The following is a 20,847-nucleotide window of genomic DNA, read 5'->3' as shown; positions in this document are numbered from 1 at the left end:
CATGCACGACCTTCTGATGATCGACGGCTTGCAGTACTCCAACTGGAGCCCGGAAATTTTCCAGCAAATGCAGGCCGGTGGCTTGAGCGCGGTACACGCCACCATCGCCTACCACGAAACTGCCCGGGAAACCCTCTCGCGCCTGGGCGAATGGAATCGCCGTTTCGAAGCCTGGCCCGAGCTGATCCGCCCGGTGCGTTCGGCCAATGACATACGCCTGGCCCATGAGGAAGGCCGGGTCGGCATCTTCTTCGGCTTCCAGAACTGCTCGCCGATCGAGGACGACATCGACCTGGTGGAGATCTACCGCCAACTGGGGGTGTTCGTCATGCAGCTGACCTACAACAACCAGAGTCTGCTCGCCAGTGGCTGCTACGAGCGTGAAGACAACGGCATCAGTCGCTTCGGCCGCCAGGTCATCGCCGAGATGAACCGGGTCGGCATGCTGATCGACATGTCCCACAGTGCCGAACGCAGCACCCTGGAGGCGATCGAGCTGTCGAGCCGGCCGGTGATCATTTCCCACGCCAACCCGTCGAGCTTCCATGCGGCCAAGCGCAACAAGTCCGATGCGGTCTTGCGCGGCATTGCCGAGTCCGGCGGGCTGCTGGGCTTCAGCACCTACCCCTTCCACCTCAAGGGCGCCTCGGCCTGCAGCCTGGAAAGCTTCTGCGACATGATCGCCAGCACCGCCGACCTGATGGGCGTCGAGCACATCGGCATCGGCACCGACCTGTGCCAGGCGCAACCGCTGTCGGTTCTGGAGTGGATGCGCAACGGCCGCTGGAGCAAGGAGAAGGACTACGGCGAAGGCTCCAGGGACAACGCCGACTGGCCCGATCCGCTGCAGTGGTTCCGCGACAGCCGTGACTTCCCCAACATCGCCAAGGGCCTGCGTGCCCGTGGCTTTGCCGAAGACGACGTACGCAAAATCATGGGACTGAACTGGCTGCGCCTGCTGGAAACCGCCACCACGGCGCAGGCCTGAAGCCCTTCCCTGCACGGACAGCATCAACAATAAAAACAATCGCAGGTTCCGGAGATTTCATGAAAAATCCAAGCACCTTAGAAGCAGATGGTCAGGCCATGAGCTTGCCGATCGCCAAAGACATCGACTGGCCACTGTTCCTGATCAGTGGCGGTTTCCTCGGCGCATTCCTGGTTGCGGCGCTGGTCAACATCGACGCCGTGTCAGCGCTGGTCAACACCCTGTTCGCCTGGTCGACCAAGGCCTTCGGCCTGTACTGGCAGGTATTGATGCTGGCGACCTTCGTGGTCAGCCTGGGCATCTGCTTCTCCAAATGCGGGCGCGTGCGCCTGGGGGGCATCGAGCAGCGTCCCGACACCAGCACCTTCAACTGGATCGCGGTGATCATGTGCGCCTTGCTCGCCGGTGGCGGCGCCTTCTGGGCCGCCGCTGAACCGCTGATGCACTTCGCCAGCCCGCCACCGTTCTTCACCGGCGTGCAACCGCATACCGAAGCAGCGGCCACCGCGGCACTGGCGCAGTCCTTCGTGCACTGGGGCTTTTTGGCCTGGGCGGTACTGGGCAGCCTGCTGGCCATCGTGCTGATGCATTTGCACTACGACAAAGGCCTGCCGCTGGCACCGCGCACCCTGCTCTACCCGCTGTTCGGCAAACGTGCATTGAATGGCCCGATCGGCACCTTCGCCGACGCCGCCTCGATCATTGCCGTGGTCGCCGGCACCATCGGCCCGATCGGCTTTCTCGGCCTGCAGATCAGCAGCGCCCTGCATGCGGTGTGGGGTGTGCCCAACGGCCTGGTCACTCAGTCGGTCACCATCGTGTTGGTGACGCTGATGTACACCACCTCGTGCCTGGTCGGCCTCAAGGGCATCCGCTTCGTCAGCGAGATCAACGTTTGGCTGATGCTGGGGCTAGCGCTGTTCATGGTGGTGTTCGGCCCGACGCTGTTCATCCTCAGCGGCTTCCCGCAGGCCTTCGCCCTGCACGTGGAGCAGTTCCTCCCGCTGACGATGTTCCGCGCCGATCCCAAGTGGCTGGACTGGTGGACGGTGTTCTACTGGGGCTGGTTCATCGGCTATGCACCGATGGTCGCGCTGTACGTCGCACGCATCTCCCGGGGCCGCACCATTCGCGAGATCATCATGACCCTGTCGATCATCGCCCCGCTGGTGACCATGTTCTGGTTCACCGTGGTCGGCGGCACCGGCATCGGCCTGGAGTTGCAGACACCGGGGATCGTCACCGCCCATGGCACCCAGCCTGAAGACCTGCTGCTGGGCGTCACGCAGAACCTGCCGCTGGGTGGCCTGATCAGTGGACTGTTCCTGTTCCTGAGCTTCATCTCGGTGGCCACCAACGGCGATGCCATGGCCTTCACCGTGGCACTGGCGATGTCCAGCAACGACAAGCCGAAGAAATGGCTGTGCGGCTTCTGGGCCATCGGCATGGGCCTGGCAGCGGTGGTGCTGATCACCATCGGCGCCGGTGGCGTGACCGCCTTGCAGTCCTTCATTGTCATCACCGCCGTGCCGGTGTCGCTGGTGATCCTGCCGGCACTCTGGGACAGCGTGCGCATCGCCCGGCACATGGCCCGCGAACAAGGCCTCTGAATCATGATTCGTCCAGGAATAACAACAATGTCCGACACCGCGATTGCAGCGCCCGCGCTGCGCCCCGCCCGCCAGGTCATGGAGCTGGACCGGCTGGGCAGTCACTTCCAGAGTCCCTTGAGTTTCGTGCGCAGCAGCATGCGCCGGATGATGAACCAGAACTGGCAGATCCAGCGCAGCCGATTCGAGCTGGATGGCGAAGGCTTCGGCACCGTTATCTATCGCATCGACACACCGAACGCGCACTACCACTGCGTGATCTTCTCGGCCTACCTGCCGCCGGAGAAACGCAGCGACCGGGTGATCGCCGATCAATGGGACGTTTGCTTCGTGCTGGTGGCCGGTGATGTCGATGAGGCGCAACTGGCCGACCTGCAGCGCAATGTGCCGCTGCAGGAAGCCGGCCGCTTCGACGCGCGAGTCCTGGTGTTGTCCCGCGCCAACCGCAGCCTGCGCAATTTCGAGCGCTTCCTCGGTGCCCTGGTCGAAGGCAACCAGCCAGACCCACGGCAACTGGCCGATGTCGGTTACCTGTATCGCACCACCGCCGTCTACGGCAACGGCAAGTTCGGCATCGCCGACTTCGGTTGCCTGCAGGACAACGCGGACTTCAACCAGCCATTCAGCGCGCAGATGTTCACCGTGTACCTGCTGCGGCATTTCAGCATCGAACAGATCGAGCACATGGCTCGGGCGCGCAATCCGCAACGGGCGGTGAAACTCGACGTGGAATTGCAGCGTTATCTGGGGGTCGGCAACGCCACCGGATTGGGCATGGCGCCCTTCCTGCTCAATCATCCGCAGTTGATCGATCAGTGGCTGCTGGCCCGGGAAACCGCCCTCGGCCGCGTGCTCGCGCAACCCGCTGAGCCAGCACGGATGCAGCGTTTGCACTCGCTGCTGCACCGGGCGCGGCTGCACTTGCAACAGACCCTGACCGAAGACGTGCGCCAACACGAGCAGGACCTGCAAACCCTGGCCGAACTGACCCCGCTCGCCGACTGGTTCAATGGCCAGCCGGCCAGCGACGACCTCTGGCCGCGCCTGCTGGCCTGGAGCGAATCGCACGCAGGCGTTGGTTGTCAGGAGCTGCTGGTCAGCCTGCTGCTGGAGTTGTACCCCGAACAGGTGACACCGCTGGCCGAGCAGATGGGCGTCACCGAGGGCTTGCGCCTGGACGCGCAGATGCCCCTGACCGAACTGCGCGAGTTGATCGAAAACCACTACGACTGGGCCCTGGCCTACGATTTCAGCGATGCCGAGGCCGAGCACTTTTTCTGGTATCGCTCCGCTGAAAAAGAAGAACCCCGCCTGGGCATGCGCGCCGAGGAACCGGGTGCCGAGAAGGAAATGCAACTGGGCATCGCCCGCAATATCCAGCGCTGCCATGGCGCGCTGCTTGAGCACCTGCGCGCGCACCCCGGCGAGTTGACCGCGCACTTCCTGATCGCCCAACCGGCGTTCAAGGGCACGGCGCGCCGCCTGCAAGGCATGGCCCAGTGTGCCTATGGCGAGATCCGCGCCAACCTGCTGGCCCGCGACATGCTGCCTATCCATCTATTGCGCTGCAAACTGGCGTTTTTCGGCGCCGGCAAGTTCGATCCCAAGTCCAGTCGCTGGGTGCGCATCACCCTGTTCCAGGGTGCACCGCTGGTAAGCGAGATTGGCCAGCCGTTCGCCGACGACTGGAACTTTGCGGTCATGCCGGACGGAGATCAGTGACCATGCGTGTATCCCTCAACGAAATCCAGGTGATGTGCCGCAAGGCCTTCGAAGGCATGGGCTTTGCCATGGGCGATTGCGAGGACGCCGCCGACATGATCGGCTGGCTGCAACTGCAAGGGCTGGACGGCGTGGGTGCACTGGATAAAGCCCTGGACTATCTGCAGCGCGAAGCGGACCAGCCGTTTGCCTTGCGCTACGAAGACAGCGCCCTGCTGGTGATCGATGCCAAGGGCCAGAGCGTGTTGCGTTGCGCGGCGACGGCTGTAGAGCTGGCGCTGGGCAAGGCGCTGCGTGGCGGGCACGGGGTGTTGCAGATTCATCACTGTCACAACCGGCTGCTGTTGCTCGGCTATCTGTGCCGGGCCGCCGAGCTGGGGTTGGATGCGCAGGCGCGCTGGGGTGATGCCCGTCAGGTGCACATCGCGTCTTTCAATGCCGGCAACAGTCGTCCCGATCTGCACATCGAAGCGCGACCCGACGGCGAGGAGATCGAGCAGAGCGTCACCGTCAACTTCAGTCGCCCGACCGCATTTTCCCGGTCACCGACCGCCTCGTACACAGTACTTGCCCAGGGTTTCACCGTCAGCGAGCACACCTGGCAACGGCTCAGGCAAATGGCCGAACAGGTATTGGTCGAAAGCACCGAAGCCTCACGCCGCCATGGTGCGGGTGGCGGCAGCGACGCCGACTGACACGCCCCGTTCACTTAAGGAATGTACCCATGAAATTCGCCATCAAAACCGACCTGTTCGCCTCCAAGGCACCGCTGGAATGGGCCGTCGTCGGCAACGGCACGCTCTACACCGCACAAATCCCCATCGATGCCCAGGGCCAGGTGGTCAGCGGCGGCATCGAAGCCCAGGCCCGCCAGACTCTGGACAATCTGCGACATACCCTGGAGGCAGCGGGCAGTTCGCTGGAGGCGGTGACGCAGGTGATGATCTACGTCACCGATCGCAGCTATCTGGCAACCGTCAATGCCGTGTACGCGCAGTACTTCACGGCGCCCTACCCTAACCGCGCGGCGATTGTCGTGGCGGGACTGGCGCGGGAGGAGATGTTGGTGGAGCTGGTGGTGTATGCGTGTATGCCGTTGAAGGATTGCCGATAGCGAGTAGCGGTGCTGTCAGGTGGTCGAGACCGCAACGCTGCGCGAGAGCCCGAGGCTCTCGCGTTGCATCGATGAGCCCATGATCGGCTCACTTCTTGATCGGTGTCACCAGCGTCTTTTCATCGCTGTCGAGGACGAACACGGCCAACAGACGCGCGGGTTGGGTGTCGCTGGCGTTGGCGCTGACCTCATGCACGGAACCCGGCTCCTCGACGAAGTTTTCGCCGACGGTATAGATCTTTTCCGGCTGGCCTTTGACCTTGATGCGAAACGAGCCTTCCAGGACCGTCGCATAAATGAACGCGGTTTTCGGATGGGTGTGGGCCGGCGACGCGGCGCCGGGCCCGTATTCGACGACCACGCCCTTCATGCTCTTGCCGGGGATGTTGGGAATGGGACGGTCAAAGACGACCGTGACCTTGCCGGCGGGTGGCTCGGCAGCGGAGGCGGCGCTGATCGAGAGTGCCGCAAAGACGGCGGCCAGAACGAATCGAGTGACCATGACAGTGCTCCTTCGTAGTTGAGGGTGATTACCGGGTCGCCGAACGGGCGAGCCAGTCTTCGAAGCGGATGGCGCCCAGGCGGGCGTTCTTGCCGGCGGTCAGCGATTGATCGTCGAGCACGGCGCCGAAATAGCGTGCGTTCACGTCCGGCACAACCTGGCGGGCGTCCCCGGTGGCCCGCAAAAAGCGCCTGGCCAGATCGTCGATCGGCAAGGCTTCGGGCCCCGCGACCTCGACCGTGCCGTTGACCGGTGCTGCCAGCACCACATCGGCCAGCGCCGCCACCACATCGTCGGAGGCGATCGGCTGGATCAGCGCTGGCGAGGCGCAAATCTGCTCGCCGACGGCGAACGACTGGACGATACCGCCGACAAACTCGAAGAACTGCGTGGCACGCAACAGCGTGTAAGGCACGTCGGAGGCCTTGATCAGGTCTTCCTGCGCCACCTTGGCCCGGAAGTAGCCGGTGTCGGGCAGCCGTTCACTGCCGACAATCGACAGGGCAACGTGATGGCGAACCCCGGCAGCCGCTTCGGCGGCCAGCAGATTGCGGGTCGAGGTCTGGAAGAAATCGAGCACGGCCTGGTCTTCCCACGACGGCGCGTTGGCCACGTCGACAACCACATCGGCACCGTCCATCGCTTGGGCAAGGCCTTCACGGGTGACGCTGTTCACGCCGGTGCGGGGGCTGGCGGCCAGCGCGTCATGGCCACGCGCCCGGAGGGTGTCCACCAGTTTCGATCCGATGAGGCCGGAGCCTCCGATGACGACGATTTTCATGGCTTCTCTCCACTTGTCGACGGCAAGGATTGCGTCGGTACAGGTGCAGATTGCCTGCGTCGGCCAGGCAAGTCCTTGTGCCAGCCTTGGGTTTAGCTTGGATTTACGTCCAAGGAAGCATTGGTGCGGATCTTGGCGGCCGTGGCGGCCGCCAGTCATGCGCCATGCGCCCGTCACCCCTTGAGCAGGTGCCTGATACGCACGGGCGTCCCCGACACCTGAAAGCGCCGAGCATTTGATTCGATTTTCAGTTCTGCACGAGTGACCCTGCCGTGATGGCGAAGATGGTCGTGCCAGGACTCATCGAAAAACAGCTCGACCCACAGGCGCGGATTTTCGGTGTCCTGCATCAATTGCCAGGAAAAGGAACCGTTGCGGTTCCGCATCTTGCGTACCTCCTGCATCGCCTTCTTGAAGGCCTGAGCATTGGCCACGTCAATCTCATACTCCACCGTCACCATGACCGGGCCGCGATCCCCCTCGACATCGAGTCCCAGCAGCGGTTGAGGCCAATGCAGTGAAGGCGCCAGGTCTTGCGCGCCGAGCACCGGCAGTTTTACCCAGGTGCCCAGCCCCACGCCCAGCACCATCACGGCGGCGGCGATACTCAGCGACAGGGAGATGGACATCCAGCTGGCGACCAGCCCCCAGACCATCCCTCCGATGGCCATGGTGCCGAAAAACACCAGAATGTAGACCGCCAGCGCCCGGGCCCTGACCCAGGCAGGCACCGACGTTTGCGCAGACACTTGAAGACTGGACAACACCGCAATCCAGGCCGCACCGCTGATCAACATCACCGGGATCAGCCAGCGGAAGTCCGGGATCCACGCCAGGCCCAGCAACACCGCCGCGTAAATCAGGCTGGCCAATGCCACCAGCGCATTCACGGCGATGTGGCGCCGAATCGCAGGCAAGAACATGGCTCCGGCGACCGCCCCGACCCCGACGCATCCAAGCAGGATGCCGAATTGCTCGGCACTCCCCTTCAGCTCGCTGCGCACGATCAGCGGCAGCAAGGACATGCCGGCACTGGCGCCCAGGAAGAACGCCAGGGTGCGAACCAGCACCCTCTGCAAATCGCTCGAACTTCGGGCATAACGCCAACCCACCCGGATAGCGCCAAACAAACGCTCCGCCGGCAGCACGGTTTGCTGTGGCGTGCGACGCCAGAAGACCAGGACCGTAATGACGCCGAGGAACGACAGGGCATTGACGGCAAATGTCGCCCATGCCCCCACCAGGCTGATGATGATGCCGGCGATGGCCGGGCCGAGTGCGCGGGCAACGTTCACCCCGACACTGCTGAGCGATATCGCCGCGGGCAGATCGCTGGCCGGTACCAGTTCCGGCGTCAACGCCGACCAGGCCGGCATGGTCAACGCCGTTCCAACCCCCATCGCCAGCGTGAGCAGCAGTAACAGCGTCGCGCTCATCATTCCCGAGAAGGTGACCAGCGCCAGCACCAGCGCAACCACCGCCATTGCCGCCTGCACCACCAGCAGATAGTTTCTTTTGTCGATGATATCGGCCAGCGCGCCCGCGGGCAGTGCCAGCAAGAACATCGGGGCGGCGCCGGCTACCTGCACCATCGCAACCATGAAGGGACTGGCTGACAAGGAAGTCATCAGCCAGCCGGCACCGACCTCATGCATCCATGTCCCGATGCCCGATGCAATGCTGGCAAGCCACAGGCTGCGAAAAAGCCCATGGCGCAACGGTTGCCAGGCCGAAGCCGGCGGTGCCTGATCCTTGCTGATCGTACTCATCGTTGCTCTCTAAAGTTCACGCAGGATCGGCCAGCGATGGGACAGGCTCGTACCGAGGGCCAACCGCCCGGAGCCTGCGATAAAAATCGTCGAAAAGACGATCAGCAGCAGCCAGGCGAATTGCCCTTCGGCCAAACTCCATTCCGGGTGCACCCAGATCACCGATACCGCCAGCAGAAACAGCACGGGCAAGGTCGCCAGGCGCGTCAGGATGCCCAGGATGATGAACAGCGGGCACAGCACTTCGGCGAACACCGCCAGCGACAGCGTCAACAGGCTCCCCATGCCAAAGGGATCTTCGATCACCCCCAGCTCGTGATCGAAATGGAGCAGCTTGGGTATCCCGTGCACCGACAACAACAGCAGGCACCCAGTGATACGCAACCAGCACAATGCGACATCGACAGTGGTCGTTGTCGTCTCGATTTGCGTCGTAGACATAAACCCTCGATTGCTCGACTCGCGCGTGTGCCCCGGTCCCCTTCGGGACCAGGGCCAGACAGATCAGTGACCTTCGGAGGCGTTGAACATAGTCTTGGCGTAAATCAGACCCAGGCCATAGGCGCCACCGTGGGCAATGGAGGTCTTTACCGTCTCGTTGTAGGTGTCGCTGCGAGCCCAGTCACGCTGCAATTCCAGCAGGTATTGCAGTGACGTCATTGGGCGCGCGCCTGCCTGGACCATACGCGTGATGGCGCGTTCATGGGCCTCATCGGAAACGTCGCCACAGGCATCACAAATGATGTAGACCTCGAACCCTTGCTCCAGCGCCGAAATCGCAGGCCCCACGATGCACACCGACGTCCACAGGCCCGCCAGCACAATCCTGTTTCGACCGATCCGGTTCACCTCGACAGCGATCCGCTCATCTTCCCAGGTGTTCATGCTGGTGCGATCGATCAGTTCCTGGCCGGGGAAAGTCGAGGTGATTTCCTCGAACATCGGCCCTGAAAAGCTCTTTTCAGCGACCGTGGTCAGAATCGCCGGCACGCCAAATTCCCTGGCGGCTTTCGAGATCAGGGCAGCGTTATTGCGAAGGGTGACGGCGTCGATGGATTTCGTTGCAAAGGACATCTGCGACTGGAAGTCGATCAGGATCAGAGCGTGGTTGGAAGGATCCAACAAGCCTTTGCCCGGTGCTGCTTTTGCCGTTGCCATGACACTTCTCCAGATAGGTTTTGGAGTGCTCATTCTCATGGCATGCACAAGCGACCGATTGTATGGGTGTGCTGGAAAACGCTTTCGCCGGTTCAATGCCTGCGAATCCACGTTTACCGCGTGCTCGCCAGGCGATTGAACGGATCTGTCGAGAAGCTTGTTAAACCTCCGTGCCTCCGGCATCCAGGGCAAACGTATGAGCGGCCGCCTCTATCCGCTCTTCAAGCTGGGCAATGTAGGCCTTGGCGTCCTCCTGATTGGGAAACGAAACTGCCGTTTCGCCGAGCCAGACCTTGCACCCTTTTCCTTGCTCATCCGCTTCGATAGTGATTTTCATCTGCAAACCCTTTGCTGTTGAGGCGGCGGAGGGTATCTCATTTTTTAAATGATTCAAAATGTATCAAAGGCTCTACATCAAGCCTTTCGAGGCGATTTGATATCAGCTTTTGGACTTCGCCAGATCTTTCTCCAGATGATTGAGCAGCGACGCCAACTTGAGTTCCGCATCCGCCAGCGCCTGTTGCGATGCGACTTCCCAGTAGGGTGCGATGCCCTGCAGATCAGGTTCGGACTCGGCCCGCAGGCACCATTGGTGATGATCGTGCCAAGAGCCAAGGGACGCCTGTACTGACTTCAGTTGAGCTCTGGTCATTGCCTTGAGCGGTGATAGCTCGGGGAAGGCATCGGAAAGGTATCTCGCGTTTTTCACGATGATCCGCAGTTCGTGGCGGTCAAAATCCTTGTCCCGAAGTCCGGCGATCAATTGCGTGATTCTTTTCTTCAGGGCTTTTTCGATCTGTCGTTTTACATCAACCAGCTCGCCGGCCCTCTCGTCTGCCCGGAACATTTCCGGCCAGCGATCCAGTTCGACAAACAGCTTATCGAGCAAAGGGCTGGCGGCGATCTGTCGATACTGTTTGGTCAGGGTTGCACTTCGAGTTGTCGCCTGGCGCGGATAGCCCATTTTGCGCAGCTCACCAATGATGACCTCCAGATCCCTCGCTGGGGTCGTCACCCTGCCGACTTCGCTGGCAGACTGATTCAACGCGGTGACCTCGGGCATGTTGCGCAGCGGACGTAAATAACTGCGTATTTTGCGTACCGCGATCCTCAGTTCATGCAGGGCCTCACTGTCGGTGCCGGCTTGTAATCGTGCGCGTGAGTGATACAGGGAAACTTCCAGGGAAATGATGTGAGCCACAAAATCGTCGACAAAAGACATCATCGTCCTCGCTCGTGCGGGTAGGTTCGCAGAGCGTAGCAGAGCCACTTTTCGTTGCAGCCGCTTGCGCAGGGAAACTGCAATAAAAAATTCATCTTGCTGCCGTGGCTCGTGGACAGCGAGCGATGCGGGCATTGAAAAATTTGGAAACAGTCAAATTCATCGGCATGAAATCGGCCGGTCAATGCGCTCTGCTTAACTGAACAAGCCGTTTTCTCGGATCACAATTCAGAAGTTGGAAGGGAGAAAGGAATGGCTGACAAAATGCGGGTCCTGTTTGTCTGCGCCAAAAACGATGTCCGTTCTTTACTGGCCGAAGCACTGCTGCGCCACACCGACTCATCAAACTTCGAAGCATTCAGTGCGGGCCTCGAACCTGGCGAGGTCGATCCTCGAACCCTGGACTCCCTCGAACACATCGGTATCGAGACCAGCGGCTTGCACAGCAAGTCGATCGATGAATTCGAGGGCGAGGAATTTCACTACGTCATCACGCTGTGCGACAAGTCCTCCGGGGAGGCCTCGCGCATGCCGACTTCAGGGGAAGTGATCGTGTGGAGTTTTGAAGACCCGACGACCAGTGAGAAACACGAGCCTTTCCGCCATGCACTCCAGGAGATTCACGACCGCATCAAGATGTTCGTCACCGTGAAGACGAGGCAATTGACCGGTGAATGAAAAAGATCGCAGCCTCGTTGCACTCGACAGCTCCCACAGGAATACGCGTTCCCCTGTAGGAGCTGCCGAAGGCTGCGATCTTTTTCAGGAAGACGACGGATAATCGGTATACCCCGCCGCCCCTCCCCCATAGAACGTATTGCGATCCGGCTCCGCCAGCGGCCGATCGAGCCGCAGCCGTTCAACCAGATCCGGATTGCTGATGAAGGGACGCCCGAAAGCCACCATGTCGGCGTGGCCCGAGGCGACCGCTTCAAGCGCCATCTGGCGGTCGTAACTGTTGTTGGCGATATAGCGACCACCGTAGGTGGCATGCAGCGCCTTGAAGTCAAACCCGCTGGCCTCGTTTTCGCCCTGGGTCTGGCCTTCGACACAGTGAAGATAGGCCAGCCCCAGTCGCCCGAGTTGCTGGGCGAAATAGCCATAAGTCGCTTGCGGATTGCTGTCCAGCGGCGTATCGCCAACCGCGCGAGTGATCGGTGACAGCCTCACACCGACGCGGTCCGCGCCCCAGATCTGCGCGACGGCCTGCACCACTTCCAGGGGAAACCGGATGCGATTTTCCACCGAACCACCGTACTGATCGGTGCGCCGGTTGGTGCTGTCGCGAATGAATTGCTCCAGCAGGTAGCAGTTGGCCGAGTGCACTTCGACGCCATCGAAACCGGCATCCTTGGCGCAGCGCGCGGCGTGTTTGTAATCCTCCAGGATCAGCGGGATCTCCTCGGTTTGCAGAGCGCGGGGCATCGACGGTGCGTCCAGGGTCTGCGACTCGAGGAACACCACCTCCCCGGCCTGAATCGCCGAAGGCGCCACGGGCGCGGCGCCGTTTTCCTGCAGGCTGACATGAGACATGCGGCCCACGTGCCAGAGCTGACAGACAATCTTGCCGCCCGCCTCATGCACCGCATCGGTGACGCGCCGCCAGGCAGCCACGTGCTCCGGGGTGTAGATGCTCGGTGTAAAGGCATAACCACGGCCCTGCCGGGAGATGTTGGTGGCCTCCGAGATGATCAGGCCCGCGCTCGCCCGCTGCCGGTAGTACTCGACGGCAAGCTCGGAATGCACGCCTTCCATCGTCGCCCGGGAGCGCGTCAGCGGTGCCATGGCAACGCGGTTGGCGACCTTAATGGCGCCAATCGACAGCGGTGAGAAAAGATCGGATCGTGAATTATCGGACATGAATTCTGACTCCGGATTTTCGGTTTACGGACTGTGCGGCCCGCACGACGTACGCCGGGCACGCACCCCATCAAGTGACCGAGGCAACAGAAAACCGATTGCACATCTGGTTTAGTGGATAACCCCTTCAAGGGCCAGCCGACGGGCGTAAAACCGGATCAATGGCGGGAGTGACCCGATCCCTCAGAGGGGAATTCGCAGCCGGGTTTTCTCCAGGGACGCCGACTTGTGCCACGGATAGCCCTTCGCGCTGAGTTGAAAGGCGTAGTCGAACAACCGCCTCATGTACTCGCCATCGAATTTGCGCAGGTGCGCAACATCGAAGTCGGCGCCGATGTACGCCAGGTTGAAATCCGCGCCATCCTGCTGCGCCATCCGGTAGATACGCTCCAGATCGCTGATCCCCTGGGTCTGGATCAAGGCACTGATGGCCCGCCCGCCAATACTCAGGGTACGGCGCTTGGTGCCGGACCACTGCGGTTCCAGGGTGCCGTTGCGAATCACATAGAACTCGCGTTCGAGCCTCAAGGGTGCTCCGGCGGCCTTGCTCAGCGACATCACGGTGCTGGGCGGGTAAAGAAACACCTGCGTGATGACCCCGCCGTCCACGTGCATTTCCTGAAACTGCTGGCCGTCGACCTCCACATCGATCATCACCGGTGAGACGGCGCCGGGAATGCTCATCGAGGCGAGCATGATGTTGCGAAACAGTTCAAGTGCTCCGGGCGCCTGGCTCGCGGCAATGGCGCCCATGTTCCAGGTGACGGGGCGTCCTGAATCGAGGTCTGTCGTGCCGATCAGCAGAATCCGCCCGTTGGCGTACTCCGAGGCGACCGCCGCCAGAATCTCCGTGGTGACGTATTTGGCGATGAGCCGCGACAGTGGCTTGCTGTCGGCGATGCCGTCGCTGGCCAGACGGGTCAGCACGTTGCGTGAATGGAAAATGTCTTTGGGGCCGATGCCGTTGGTGACATGGCGAATCACGCCGTCGTACCCGGGCCCCAGATAAGCGAACGGCGCCACCAGGGCACCGGCGCTGATGCCGGTGACAACCTTGAACATGGGGCGCGTGCCATGGGTGGTCCAACCGGCAATGAGTCCCGCCGCGAAGGCGCCAGCATCACCGCCGCCGGAAATCGCCAGCATGCTGGCCAGCGGCAGCGTGTCGTTGGGCTTGCCGGCCGCCGCAAGCGCTTGGCCCTCACGCTTGTTGGATAGCACCGCATCCTGAATGAACGGCGTCAGGTCGTGGTCCAGTCGGTAGCGCGCATCAGGAATACCGGGAATGACCGCCTTTTCCGTCAAGCCTGGCGGGACAGCGTCACGGCGTGGCAGCCATGCTTGCAGAAACAGGTCCAGAGTCGCAGCGCCAGGCTTGAGCGGGAATGGTTTCAAAGCGCCTCCTGCGCCCCTGCAGTCGACAGCAGGCGCGCTCGTCGTCCTCGAAAAGTGTTCGGGATAACTGCGCGCCGGCCGACAGCGGCAGGTCACTCGAACGCCAGGTGGCTCATTCTGCGCTCCTTTACAGGACAAGAAAAAACCATTGGTCGCGCGCTCCGGGCGCTATACGAATTCGCCTTAGCGACGATAGTAGCGGTGATCGTCGTAGCGGTGCGCCCTGGCCCGATCGTCATGGCGGTCCCAGTAATGACGGCGCTCGGCTTCTCGTCGGGCCTGCTCTCGACGCCACTGCTCCTGGCGCCATTGCTCCCTGCGCCAATCGTCCCGACGCCAATCGTCCCGGCGATCATGCCAGCGGCCGTCACGCCAGTACCCGTCGTCATGGGCCAGCAAGGGTCCTGGCTGTTTGTCCAGCGTGCTCGCCAGGGTCGGCCAAGGGTTGCCGACAGTCTTGGCCGGTGCCTGAACGGCCGCGATTTCAGTGGCGGCATCCGGTGAAAAAGCAGCGGTCGAAACCTTCATCTGTGTTGCCGATGCCGAGCCCACCGCCGCAAACGCGAACAGGCCGAACAGCACCATCCGTGGGTCAAGGAATTTCATGATCGAAGACAACCTCTGATTGGCGATTGGACAGGTGGCCATCTGGCTTGCGGGATCGCGCTCGCCAAGCGAATGTGCCTATCCCCATAGACTGATAAACAAGGAAAAGTTCTGGATTTGTGTCTGTTTGGAAATATCTTTTTTCGGCGGAAACTTAGTACGGCTTGACCGGTCTGCGCGGCAGCTCCCTGTAGGAGCGAGCCTGCTCGCGATGGTCGTCAACGATTACGCGTGTTCACTGGCAGAACGCGGCGATCTTGAGACCATCGCGAGCAGGCTCGCTCCTACAGGTTCAAACTTTCAGAGTGTGTAGGAAATACCGACCTGCACCGTTCTCGGCGCCCCCGGGTAGGCGTACACATTGCCAAAAGCCCCTTCCTCATAGTCTTCGTCAGTCAGGTTCTTCACATCCAGATTCAGCCGGACCTTGTCGTTGAGCTTGTAGTAACCCAGCAGATCGACAACGGTGTAGCTGTCCATGGAAAACGCCGTGTTGGCGGTCTGCCCGGCACGCTCATCAACGTATTTGAGGCCGGTCCCCAGGCCCAGGCCCTTGAGTGCCCCGTCCTGGAACTCGTAGACATTGAGCAGGCTGAAGCTGTTCTGCGGGATGTTCATCAATCGGGTGCCGGACTTGATGACGTTGTCCTTGGTCACTTCGGCATCGACATAGGCATATCCACCGATCACTCGCCACTGCGGGGTCAGGTTGCCGGCGACATTGAGGTCGAACCCACGGCTGCGCACTTCACCTGCCGCCACACTGAAGGTCGAGTCCACCGGGTCGGTGGTGAGCACGTTGCGTTTTTCGATCTGGTAGATGGCCGCGTCGACACTGAGCTGACTGTCCAGCGCTTCCCACTTGATTCCGGCCTCCCAGGACTTGCCCTTCTCCGGCTCGAATCCGCCACCCTCGCGGCTGGCGCCGGTATTGGGCTTGAACGAGCGAGCCGTATCGGCATAGAGCGCCACGGTGTCAGTGAGGTCATAGGTGAGACCGACACGCGGGGTCACCGCGTTGTCGCTGGCCTGCCAGTTGCGGCCGCCCGGTACAAAAGTTTCGTATTCATGTTCGAAGCGCTCGAAACGGGCCCCGGCCAACAGTTTCAAACGCTCGGTCAACGCCACCTGGTCCTGGATGAAAGCGGCGTAGGTCTTGAGGTTTTCCTTGTCATTGGTTGGAGTTCGGGTAAGCGCCGGACGCGGCTGGCCATACACCGGGTCGAAGATGTCGATCGGGTAGGCACTCACCGCCCCACTGGAGCGCTGGATGATCGACTTGTAGTCGTAGTCTTCGTACTCGACGCCGGTCAGCAGCGTGTGGTCAAAGCCACCGGCGCTGATATGCCCGGTGAGGTTGAGCTGCGTGTCCTTGTCCGTCCATTCCAGTTTGCGGTAGTTGAAATTGCGCCCCAGGGTCCGGCCGTCCGCCGCGACGCCGTTGGCCTCCACCGCATTGCCCTGCAGGGTGCCGTCAAGCCACTGGAAGCCACCGCCCAGCGTCCAGTTGTCACTCAAAAAGTGCTCGAAACGCAGCTGCGCCATGTTGTTGTCATTGTGCAATTTGCCGACGTCTTTTTCGCCGAAAAAGGTGTCGCGGGAGGCGGTGCCGATTTGATTGGGGTAGCGCGTCAGCCCGCGATCCAGCGGGTGATTGTTGCGCATGAAATCACCCTCGAAGACGATTTTGGTGTCATCGGTCGCCTGCCAGCTCAGCACCGGCGTGACCCCGTAGCGCTCGGTCTCGACGTGATCGCGAAAGGTGTCGCCGCCCTCACCCACCACATTCAGGCGATAGGCCAGGCGGCCTTCTTCGTCCAGAGGGCCGGTGGCATCCAGGGTGCCGCGCTGCATCCCCTGATCATCGAGCTGGCTGCCCAGTGTCACCGTGGGCTGGGCCAGTGGTTGTTTGGTGACGACGTTGAAGGTGCCACCCGGATCGCCACGGCCATAGAGCATGGTCGCGGGTCCGCGCAACACTTCGAGGCGTTCGATGGTGTTGGCATCCGGCATGTTCGGATAGCCGCGGTTGATCGGGAAGCCGTTGCGATAGAACTCACCGGTGGTGAAGCCGCGTACGGTAAAGGTGGTCAGCCCCTGGCCGCCGAAGTTGTTGGCCCGGCCCACGCCTCCCGCGTAATCGAGTGCGTCCTGCAGGCGGGTGGCGCTGATGTCCTCCACCACGTCCCGGGTCACCACGCTGATGGACTGCGGTGTTTCATGAATCGACGTGTCGGTGCGCGTTGCACTGGCCGAACGGGTCGCACGGTAGCCGTCCACAGGGCCCAGGGCGGTTTCAAAGTCAGACGTACCGACGATGTCCGTTGCCTGTAACTCCAGGCTGGTCTTGTCGGTTATGGCTTGCTCCGCCCAGGAGGAAGCAGAAAACGCCTGAAGCACACAGATCGACACCGCAGTACGACGCATCACAAAAACCTTGTGTAAATGGCCAAAAGAAAAGGCATACGAGCCAGAAAATTGCGGCGCATGGTATACCAACAGATTATCTATTAATAGAGATTCTCATTTGTATTTATCCAAGGGTCTGGGTTTTTACCGGGCGATTTGCTGGTGGACACCATAAAATCGGTTGACATGGTTGCCTTAAGCAAATAAATAGTTGCCAAAAGCAATCAATGTTGAGGTTCTCATGACCACCCCCTCCAATGACCACGTCGAGACGGTTCGCCAGTTCAACCGCTTCTACACACAGCAGATCGGTGTGTTGCAGGAACACCTCAACCAGGCCGAATTCTCCTTGACCGAAAGCCGGATTCTCTTCGAGCTGGGCGCCCGCGCGGCCCTGACCAGTGCCGATCTCTGCCAGTTGCTCGGGCTGAATGCCGGCTATCTCAGCCGGATCATCAACGGTTTCGAGAAGAAGCAACTGATCGAGAAAACCCGCTCGGCAAGCGATGCACGAGCCTCCGAGTTGAAGCTCACCGATGCCGGTCGAGGGGTATTGGAGGATCTGGAGCAAGCGTCCCGACAGGCCGTCGGCGCCCTGCTGCAACGACTGCCGGCGCCGCAGCAGGAGCAGTTGGTCCAGGCCATGACTCAGGTCCGGCAACTGCTCGGCGACCGAAGTACCTCCTACCTGTTACGCGACCCGCAAGCCGGCGACATGGGCATCGTCGTCCAACAGCAGGCAGCGCTCTATACCCGCGAATATGGCTGGAACTCGGAATTCGAAGCGCTGGTGTCGGAGATCGTCGCGAAGTTTCTCAGGGAGTTCGATCGGACTTGCGAGCGCTGCTGGATCGCGGAAAAGGATGGCAAGGTCGTCGGCTCGATCTTTGTGGTCAGGCACGACGACAAGACCGCCAAACTGAGGATGCTGTACGTCGACGCGTCCGCCAGAGGCCTGGGCATCGGCAAGCGGTTGATCGAGGAATGCCTGTCCTTCGCGCGGCATGCCGGTTACGAAAAGATGATGCTCTGGACCACCAGCATCCTGACTGACGCTCGCCGGCTGTATCAGAAGGCCGGGTTTGAGCTGATCGAAGAAGAGCCGATGCACAGCTTTGGCAAGGATCTGGTGAGTGAAACCTGGATGCGGGATTTGTGAGAGTGCCGGCAGTGATGTTGAATGTTCCGGCCCCATCGCGGGCAAGCCTTGCTCCTACAGAGGATTGGCGAAAATCCTGAAGGAGCAAGGCTTGCCCGCGATGACGCCAGGTCAGTCACCTGTAGCTGACCTGACACACCCCGCTCAACTCAAGCCTGATCCATCGCCTCGACCACCCCCTGATCCTCCCCAAGAAACCCGCCACTCTGATGCTGCCAAAGCCGCGCATAGGTGCCGTTCTTCTTGAGCAGCTCGGCATGGGTCCCCTGCTCGATGATCCGCCCCTCATCCATGACAATCAGCCGATCCATCGCCGCGATCGTGGACAGCCGATGGGCAATGGCGATGACGGTCTTGCCCTGCATCATCTCGTCGAGGCTTTCCTGGATGGCCACCTCGACCTCCGAATCCAGGGCGCTGGTGGCCTCGTCCAGCAGCAGGATCGGCGCGTTCTTCAACATCACCCGGGCGATGGCAATGCGTTGACGCTGGCCGCCCGAGAGCTTGATTCCGCGCTCACCCACCAAAGTGTCATAGCCGCTGTGGCCTTGGGGGTCCTTCAACTGGCTGATGAATCCGTCGGCCTGGGCATTGGCCGCGGCCTGGCGGATCTGTGCATCGGTCGCCTCCGGACGGCCATAAGCGATGTTGTCGCGAATGGAGCGATGCAGCAGGGACGTATCCTGGGTGACCATGCCGATGGCGCTGCGCAGACTGTCCTGCGTCACCTGGGCGATGTTCTGTCCGTCGATGCGAATCTCGCCGCTGTCCACGTCGTAGAAGCGCAGCAGCAGGTTGATCAAGGTGGATTTACCAGCGCCGGAGCGTCCCACCAGACCGATCTTTTCTCCCGGGCGGATGTTCAGGCTCAAGCCATCGAGCACCTGGCGCTCACCGCTGTAGTTGAAGCGCACATTCTCAAAGCTCACCGCGCCGCCGGCGGGCACCAGTACACCGGCGTTCGGCGCATCCTGCACCTTGGGGCCGCGGGTCAGGGTCGCCATGCCGTCCTGGATGGTGCCGATGCTTTCGAACAGCGAGGTCATCTGCCACATGATCCAGTGCGACATGCCATTGATACGCAGCGCCATGGCGGTGATCGCCGCCACCGCTCCCGTACCGACTTCGCCCTGGTGCCACAGCCACAGGGCAAAGCCGCCGGAGCCCATGATCAACCCGACCACCAGCGCCTGATTGACGATTTCGAACTGGCTGACCAGACGCATCTGGCGAAAGCCGGTGTGCTTGAAATCCTCCATGGCCGCGCGCGCGAAGTGCGCCTCACGCTTGGAGTGGGAGAACAGTTTCACGGTGGTGATGTTGGTGTAGGCGTCCGAGACGCGACCGGTCATCGATGACCGTGCGTGGGCCTGTTCCTGGCCGACCTGTCCCAGGCGTGGCACGAAGTACAGCATGGCCAGGCCGAACAGCGCGATCCAGATAATGAACGGCAGCATCAGCTTCAAGGCGAAGCCGCCGGCCAGGGCGATGATCGCAATGAAGTAGACCCCGATCCCCGGTGCGATTTCGATGAGGGTGAACAGCACTTCGCGCACGGCCAGCGCCGTCTGCATCACCTTGGTGGTGACCCGCCCGGAAAACTCATCGGAAAAGAACGACAGGCTTTGCCGCAGCATCAGGCGATGGAAGTCCCAGCGCAGGCGCAACGGCAGGTTGATCGCCAGTACCTGGTGCTGCACCACGGTGCGCAGCGCCACCAGCCCGATGCTCGAGACCAGGACGATGCCGATCCCCCACAGCACACGGCTCTCTTGCCCCGAAGCAGCACCGCCCGACTGCCAGGCGGAGAGCAGGTCCACGACCTGCCCGAGAAAGGAAAACAGCCAGGCTTCGTAGATCGACACACCAGCGCTGAGCAGCGCAAACAGCAGAATGTAACCACGCGCGCCCCGCGTGCAGGCCCACAGGAACCGCCCCAGGCCAACGGGTGGCGGAGGTAACTCATCGGGTGGAAAAGGGTCGAGTCTTCGTTCAAACACACGAAGCATTGTCGTCTCCTGAATAGTCATGTCAGGGGATTCTGCCATTTAACCGCGTGTTTCGCAGATTAAGGGTTCAACGTTTCAGCACGCCCCCAAAGTTTTTTGTGTCGTACACAGGATAGGCGAACGACTTCAATCCACTGTGGGAGCGAGCCTGCTCGCGATGAGGCCGGCACACCCAACATCAATGGTGACTGTCACACCGCCTTCGCGAGCAGGCTCGCTCCCACAGTTTTGATCTTCAGCGAACACAAATCCGGCGACCACAACCTATCCCTGTGGGAGCGAGCCTGCTCGCGATGAGGCCGGCACACCCAGCATCAACGGTGACTGTCACGCCGCCTTCGCGAGCAGGCTCGCTCCCACAGTTTTGATCTTCAGCGAACACAAATCCGGCGACCACAACCTATCCCTGTGGGAGCGAGCCTGCTCGCGATGAGGCCGGCACATCCAGCATCAATGGTGACTGTCACGCCGCCTTCGCGAGCAGGCTCGCTCCTACAGGGATCTTCGGCGAACACGGGATTTGTGATGCAGAGGCGGTGCGAC

19 protein-coding genes are annotated in these 20,847 nt (G+C 61.3%); 7 read left to right on the top strand and 12 right to left on the bottom strand.

What is annotated here, in order from left to right:
- The first annotated feature begins 1 nt into the window (after position 1).
- From DKY63_RS00170 to DKY63_RS00150, 5 genes are read left to right on the top strand one after another with little or no spacing between them, the layout of a single operon-like run.
- Complete coding sequence (locus DKY63_RS00170) at positions 2-988, top strand: dipeptidase (RefSeq protein WP_110962223.1); 987 nt, start codon at positions 2-4, stop codon at positions 986-988.
- Between the two features lie 59 nt (positions 989-1,047).
- Positions 1,048-2,598 carry a BCCT family transporter gene (locus tag DKY63_RS00165; protein ID WP_110962222.1) on the top strand — a complete coding sequence of 517 codons (1,551 nt, stop codon included), beginning with the start codon at positions 1,048-1,050 and terminating at the stop codon, positions 2,596-2,598.
- Between the two features lie 27 nt (positions 2,599-2,625).
- Positions 2,626-4,320: a hypothetical protein gene (locus DKY63_RS00160; protein ID WP_110962221.1), complete on the top strand. Its 1,695-nt coding sequence runs from the start codon at positions 2,626-2,628 to the stop codon at positions 4,318-4,320.
- 2 nt (positions 4,321-4,322) lie between these two features.
- Complete coding sequence (locus DKY63_RS00155; RefSeq protein WP_110962220.1) at positions 4,323-5,015, top strand: DUF3726 domain-containing protein; 693 nt, start codon at positions 4,323-4,325, stop codon at positions 5,013-5,015.
- 29 nt (positions 5,016-5,044) lie between these two features.
- A complete protein-coding gene (locus tag DKY63_RS00150; RefSeq protein ID WP_110962219.1) occupies positions 5,045-5,434 on the top strand; it encodes a RidA family protein in 390 nt (129 codons plus the stop codon).
- An 88-nt stretch (positions 5,435-5,522) separates the two neighbouring features.
- Here the strand turns inward: DKY63_RS00150 and DKY63_RS00145 are convergent, their stop codons facing one another.
- From DKY63_RS00145 to DKY63_RS00115, 7 genes are all read right to left on the bottom strand, one after another.
- Entirely contained in the window at positions 5,523-5,936 is a 414-nt protein-coding gene (locus DKY63_RS00145; protein ID WP_110962218.1) for a cupin domain-containing protein, read from the bottom strand.
- A gap of 28 nt (positions 5,937-5,964) precedes the next feature.
- Positions 5,965-6,717, bottom strand: a complete 753-nt coding sequence (locus tag DKY63_RS00140) for an SDR family oxidoreductase (RefSeq protein ID WP_110962217.1) — start codon at positions 6,715-6,717, stop codon at positions 5,965-5,967.
- Between the two features lie 173 nt (positions 6,718-6,890).
- The gene (locus DKY63_RS00135; RefSeq protein ID WP_110962216.1) at positions 6,891-8,486 is read right to left on the bottom strand and encodes an MFS transporter; all 1,596 of its coding nucleotides are present in this window, start codon (positions 8,484-8,486) and stop codon (positions 6,891-6,893) included.
- A 9-nt stretch (positions 8,487-8,495) separates the two neighbouring features.
- Positions 8,496-8,927, bottom strand: coding sequence for a DoxX family protein (locus tag DKY63_RS00130; RefSeq protein ID WP_110962215.1), 432 nt, complete (start codon positions 8,925-8,927; stop codon positions 8,496-8,498).
- Between the two features lie 63 nt (positions 8,928-8,990).
- On the bottom strand, positions 8,991-9,644 hold the full coding sequence (locus tag DKY63_RS00125; protein ID WP_110962214.1) for a hydrolase: 654 nt from the start codon (positions 9,642-9,644) through the stop codon (positions 8,991-8,993).
- Positions 9,645-9,804: 160 nt separating this feature from the next.
- Complete coding sequence (locus tag DKY63_RS00120; protein WP_162634813.1) at positions 9,805-9,981, bottom strand: hypothetical protein; 177 nt, start codon at positions 9,979-9,981, stop codon at positions 9,805-9,807.
- Between the two features lie 102 nt (positions 9,982-10,083).
- Positions 10,084-10,869, bottom strand: a complete 786-nt coding sequence (locus DKY63_RS00115; protein ID WP_162634811.1) for a CHAD domain-containing protein — start codon at positions 10,867-10,869, stop codon at positions 10,084-10,086.
- A gap of 249 nt (positions 10,870-11,118) precedes the next feature.
- Here DKY63_RS00115 and DKY63_RS00110 point away from each other — a divergent pair, with 249 nt between their 5' ends.
- Positions 11,119-11,544 (top strand): arsenate reductase ArsC, encoded by a 426-nt coding sequence (locus DKY63_RS00110; protein WP_110962211.1) that lies wholly within the window; start codon positions 11,119-11,121, stop codon positions 11,542-11,544.
- A gap of 84 nt (positions 11,545-11,628) precedes the next feature.
- On the opposite strand, the gene DKY63_RS00105 is transcribed toward DKY63_RS00110, so the two are convergent.
- The 4 genes from DKY63_RS00105 to DKY63_RS00085 form a co-directional block, all read right to left on the bottom strand.
- A complete protein-coding gene (locus DKY63_RS00105; protein ID WP_110962210.1) occupies positions 11,629-12,726 on the bottom strand; it encodes an alkene reductase in 1,098 nt (365 codons plus the stop codon).
- Between the two features lie 183 nt (positions 12,727-12,909).
- Positions 12,910-14,121: a patatin-like phospholipase family protein gene (locus tag DKY63_RS00100; protein WP_110962209.1), complete on the bottom strand. Its 1,212-nt coding sequence runs from the start codon at positions 14,119-14,121 to the stop codon at positions 12,910-12,912.
- A gap of 183 nt (positions 14,122-14,304) precedes the next feature.
- Entirely contained in the window at positions 14,305-14,727 is a 423-nt protein-coding gene (locus tag DKY63_RS00095; RefSeq protein ID WP_110962208.1) for a hypothetical protein, read from the bottom strand.
- A 300-nt stretch (positions 14,728-15,027) separates the two neighbouring features.
- Positions 15,028-17,154, bottom strand: coding sequence for a TonB-dependent siderophore receptor (locus tag DKY63_RS00085; RefSeq protein WP_110962206.1), 2,127 nt, complete (start codon positions 17,152-17,154; stop codon positions 15,028-15,030).
- Between the two features lie 223 nt (positions 17,155-17,377).
- On the opposite strand from DKY63_RS00085, the gene DKY63_RS00080 reads away from it, so the two are divergent.
- Entirely contained in the window at positions 17,378-18,295 is a 918-nt protein-coding gene (locus DKY63_RS00080) for a bifunctional helix-turn-helix transcriptional regulator/GNAT family N-acetyltransferase (protein WP_110962205.1), read from the top strand.
- Between the two features lie 149 nt (positions 18,296-18,444).
- Here DKY63_RS00080 and DKY63_RS00075 read toward each other — a convergent pair whose 3' ends face one another.
- Complete coding sequence (locus DKY63_RS00075) at positions 18,445-20,304, bottom strand: ABC transporter ATP-binding protein (protein WP_110962204.1); 1,860 nt, start codon at positions 20,302-20,304, stop codon at positions 18,445-18,447.
- Between the last annotated feature and the right edge of the window lie 543 nt (positions 20,305-20,847).

The sequence above is a fragment of the Pseudomonas putida genome (genome assembly GCF_003228315.1).
Taxonomy (GTDB): Bacteria; Pseudomonadota; Gammaproteobacteria; order Pseudomonadales; family Pseudomonadaceae; genus Aquipseudomonas; species Aquipseudomonas putida_S.
The sequence above is the reverse complement of the archived record's forward strand: the minus strand, read 5'-3'. Positions and strand labels throughout refer to the sequence as shown.

What these genes read in the sequence shown, in the direction of transcription:
- DKY63_RS00080 (WP_110962205.1), top strand. Translation starts at nt 17,378, where the DNA reads ATGACCACCCCCTCCAATGACCACGTCGAGACGGTTCGCCAGTTCAAC.
- DKY63_RS00170 (WP_110962223.1), top strand. Translation starts at nt 2, where the DNA reads ATGCACGACCTTCTGATGATCGACGGCTTGCAGTACTCCAACTGGAGC.
- DKY63_RS00110 (WP_110962211.1), top strand. Translation starts at nt 11,119, where the DNA reads ATGGCTGACAAAATGCGGGTCCTGTTTGTCTGCGCCAAAAACGATGTC.
- DKY63_RS00075 (WP_110962204.1), bottom strand. Translation starts at nt 20,304, where the DNA reads ATGCTTCGTGTGTTTGAACGAAGACTCGACCCTTTTCCACCCGATGAG.
- DKY63_RS00145 (WP_110962218.1), bottom strand. Translation starts at nt 5,936, where the DNA reads ATGGTCACTCGATTCGTTCTGGCCGCCGTCTTTGCGGCACTCTCGATC.
- DKY63_RS00115 (WP_162634811.1), bottom strand. Translation starts at nt 10,869, where the DNA reads ATGATGTCTTTTGTCGACGATTTTGTGGCTCACATCATTTCCCTGGAA.
- DKY63_RS00160 (WP_110962221.1), top strand. Translation starts at nt 2,626, where the DNA reads ATGTCCGACACCGCGATTGCAGCGCCCGCGCTGCGCCCCGCCCGCCAG.
- DKY63_RS00135 (WP_110962216.1), bottom strand. Translation starts at nt 8,486, where the DNA reads ATGAGTACGATCAGCAAGGATCAGGCACCGCCGGCTTCGGCCTGGCAA.
- DKY63_RS00155 (WP_110962220.1), top strand. Translation starts at nt 4,323, where the DNA reads ATGCGTGTATCCCTCAACGAAATCCAGGTGATGTGCCGCAAGGCCTTC.
- DKY63_RS00120 (WP_162634813.1), bottom strand. Translation starts at nt 9,981, where the DNA reads ATGAAAATCACTATCGAAGCGGATGAGCAAGGAAAAGGGTGCAAGGTC.
- DKY63_RS00140 (WP_110962217.1), bottom strand. Translation starts at nt 6,717, where the DNA reads ATGAAAATCGTCGTCATCGGAGGCTCCGGCCTCATCGGATCGAAACTG.
- DKY63_RS00150 (WP_110962219.1), top strand. Translation starts at nt 5,045, where the DNA reads ATGAAATTCGCCATCAAAACCGACCTGTTCGCCTCCAAGGCACCGCTG.
- DKY63_RS00165 (WP_110962222.1), top strand. Translation starts at nt 1,048, where the DNA reads ATGAAAAATCCAAGCACCTTAGAAGCAGATGGTCAGGCCATGAGCTTG.
- DKY63_RS00130 (WP_110962215.1), bottom strand. Translation starts at nt 8,927, where the DNA reads ATGTCTACGACGCAAATCGAGACGACAACGACCACTGTCGATGTCGCA.
- DKY63_RS00125 (WP_110962214.1), bottom strand. Translation starts at nt 9,644, where the DNA reads ATGGCAACGGCAAAAGCAGCACCGGGCAAAGGCTTGTTGGATCCTTCC.
- DKY63_RS00095 (WP_110962208.1), bottom strand. Translation starts at nt 14,727, where the DNA reads ATGAAATTCCTTGACCCACGGATGGTGCTGTTCGGCCTGTTCGCGTTT.
- DKY63_RS00085 (WP_110962206.1), bottom strand. Translation starts at nt 17,154, where the DNA reads ATGCGTCGTACTGCGGTGTCGATCTGTGTGCTTCAGGCGTTTTCTGCT.
- DKY63_RS00105 (WP_110962210.1), bottom strand. Translation starts at nt 12,726, where the DNA reads ATGTCCGATAATTCACGATCCGATCTTTTCTCACCGCTGTCGATTGGC.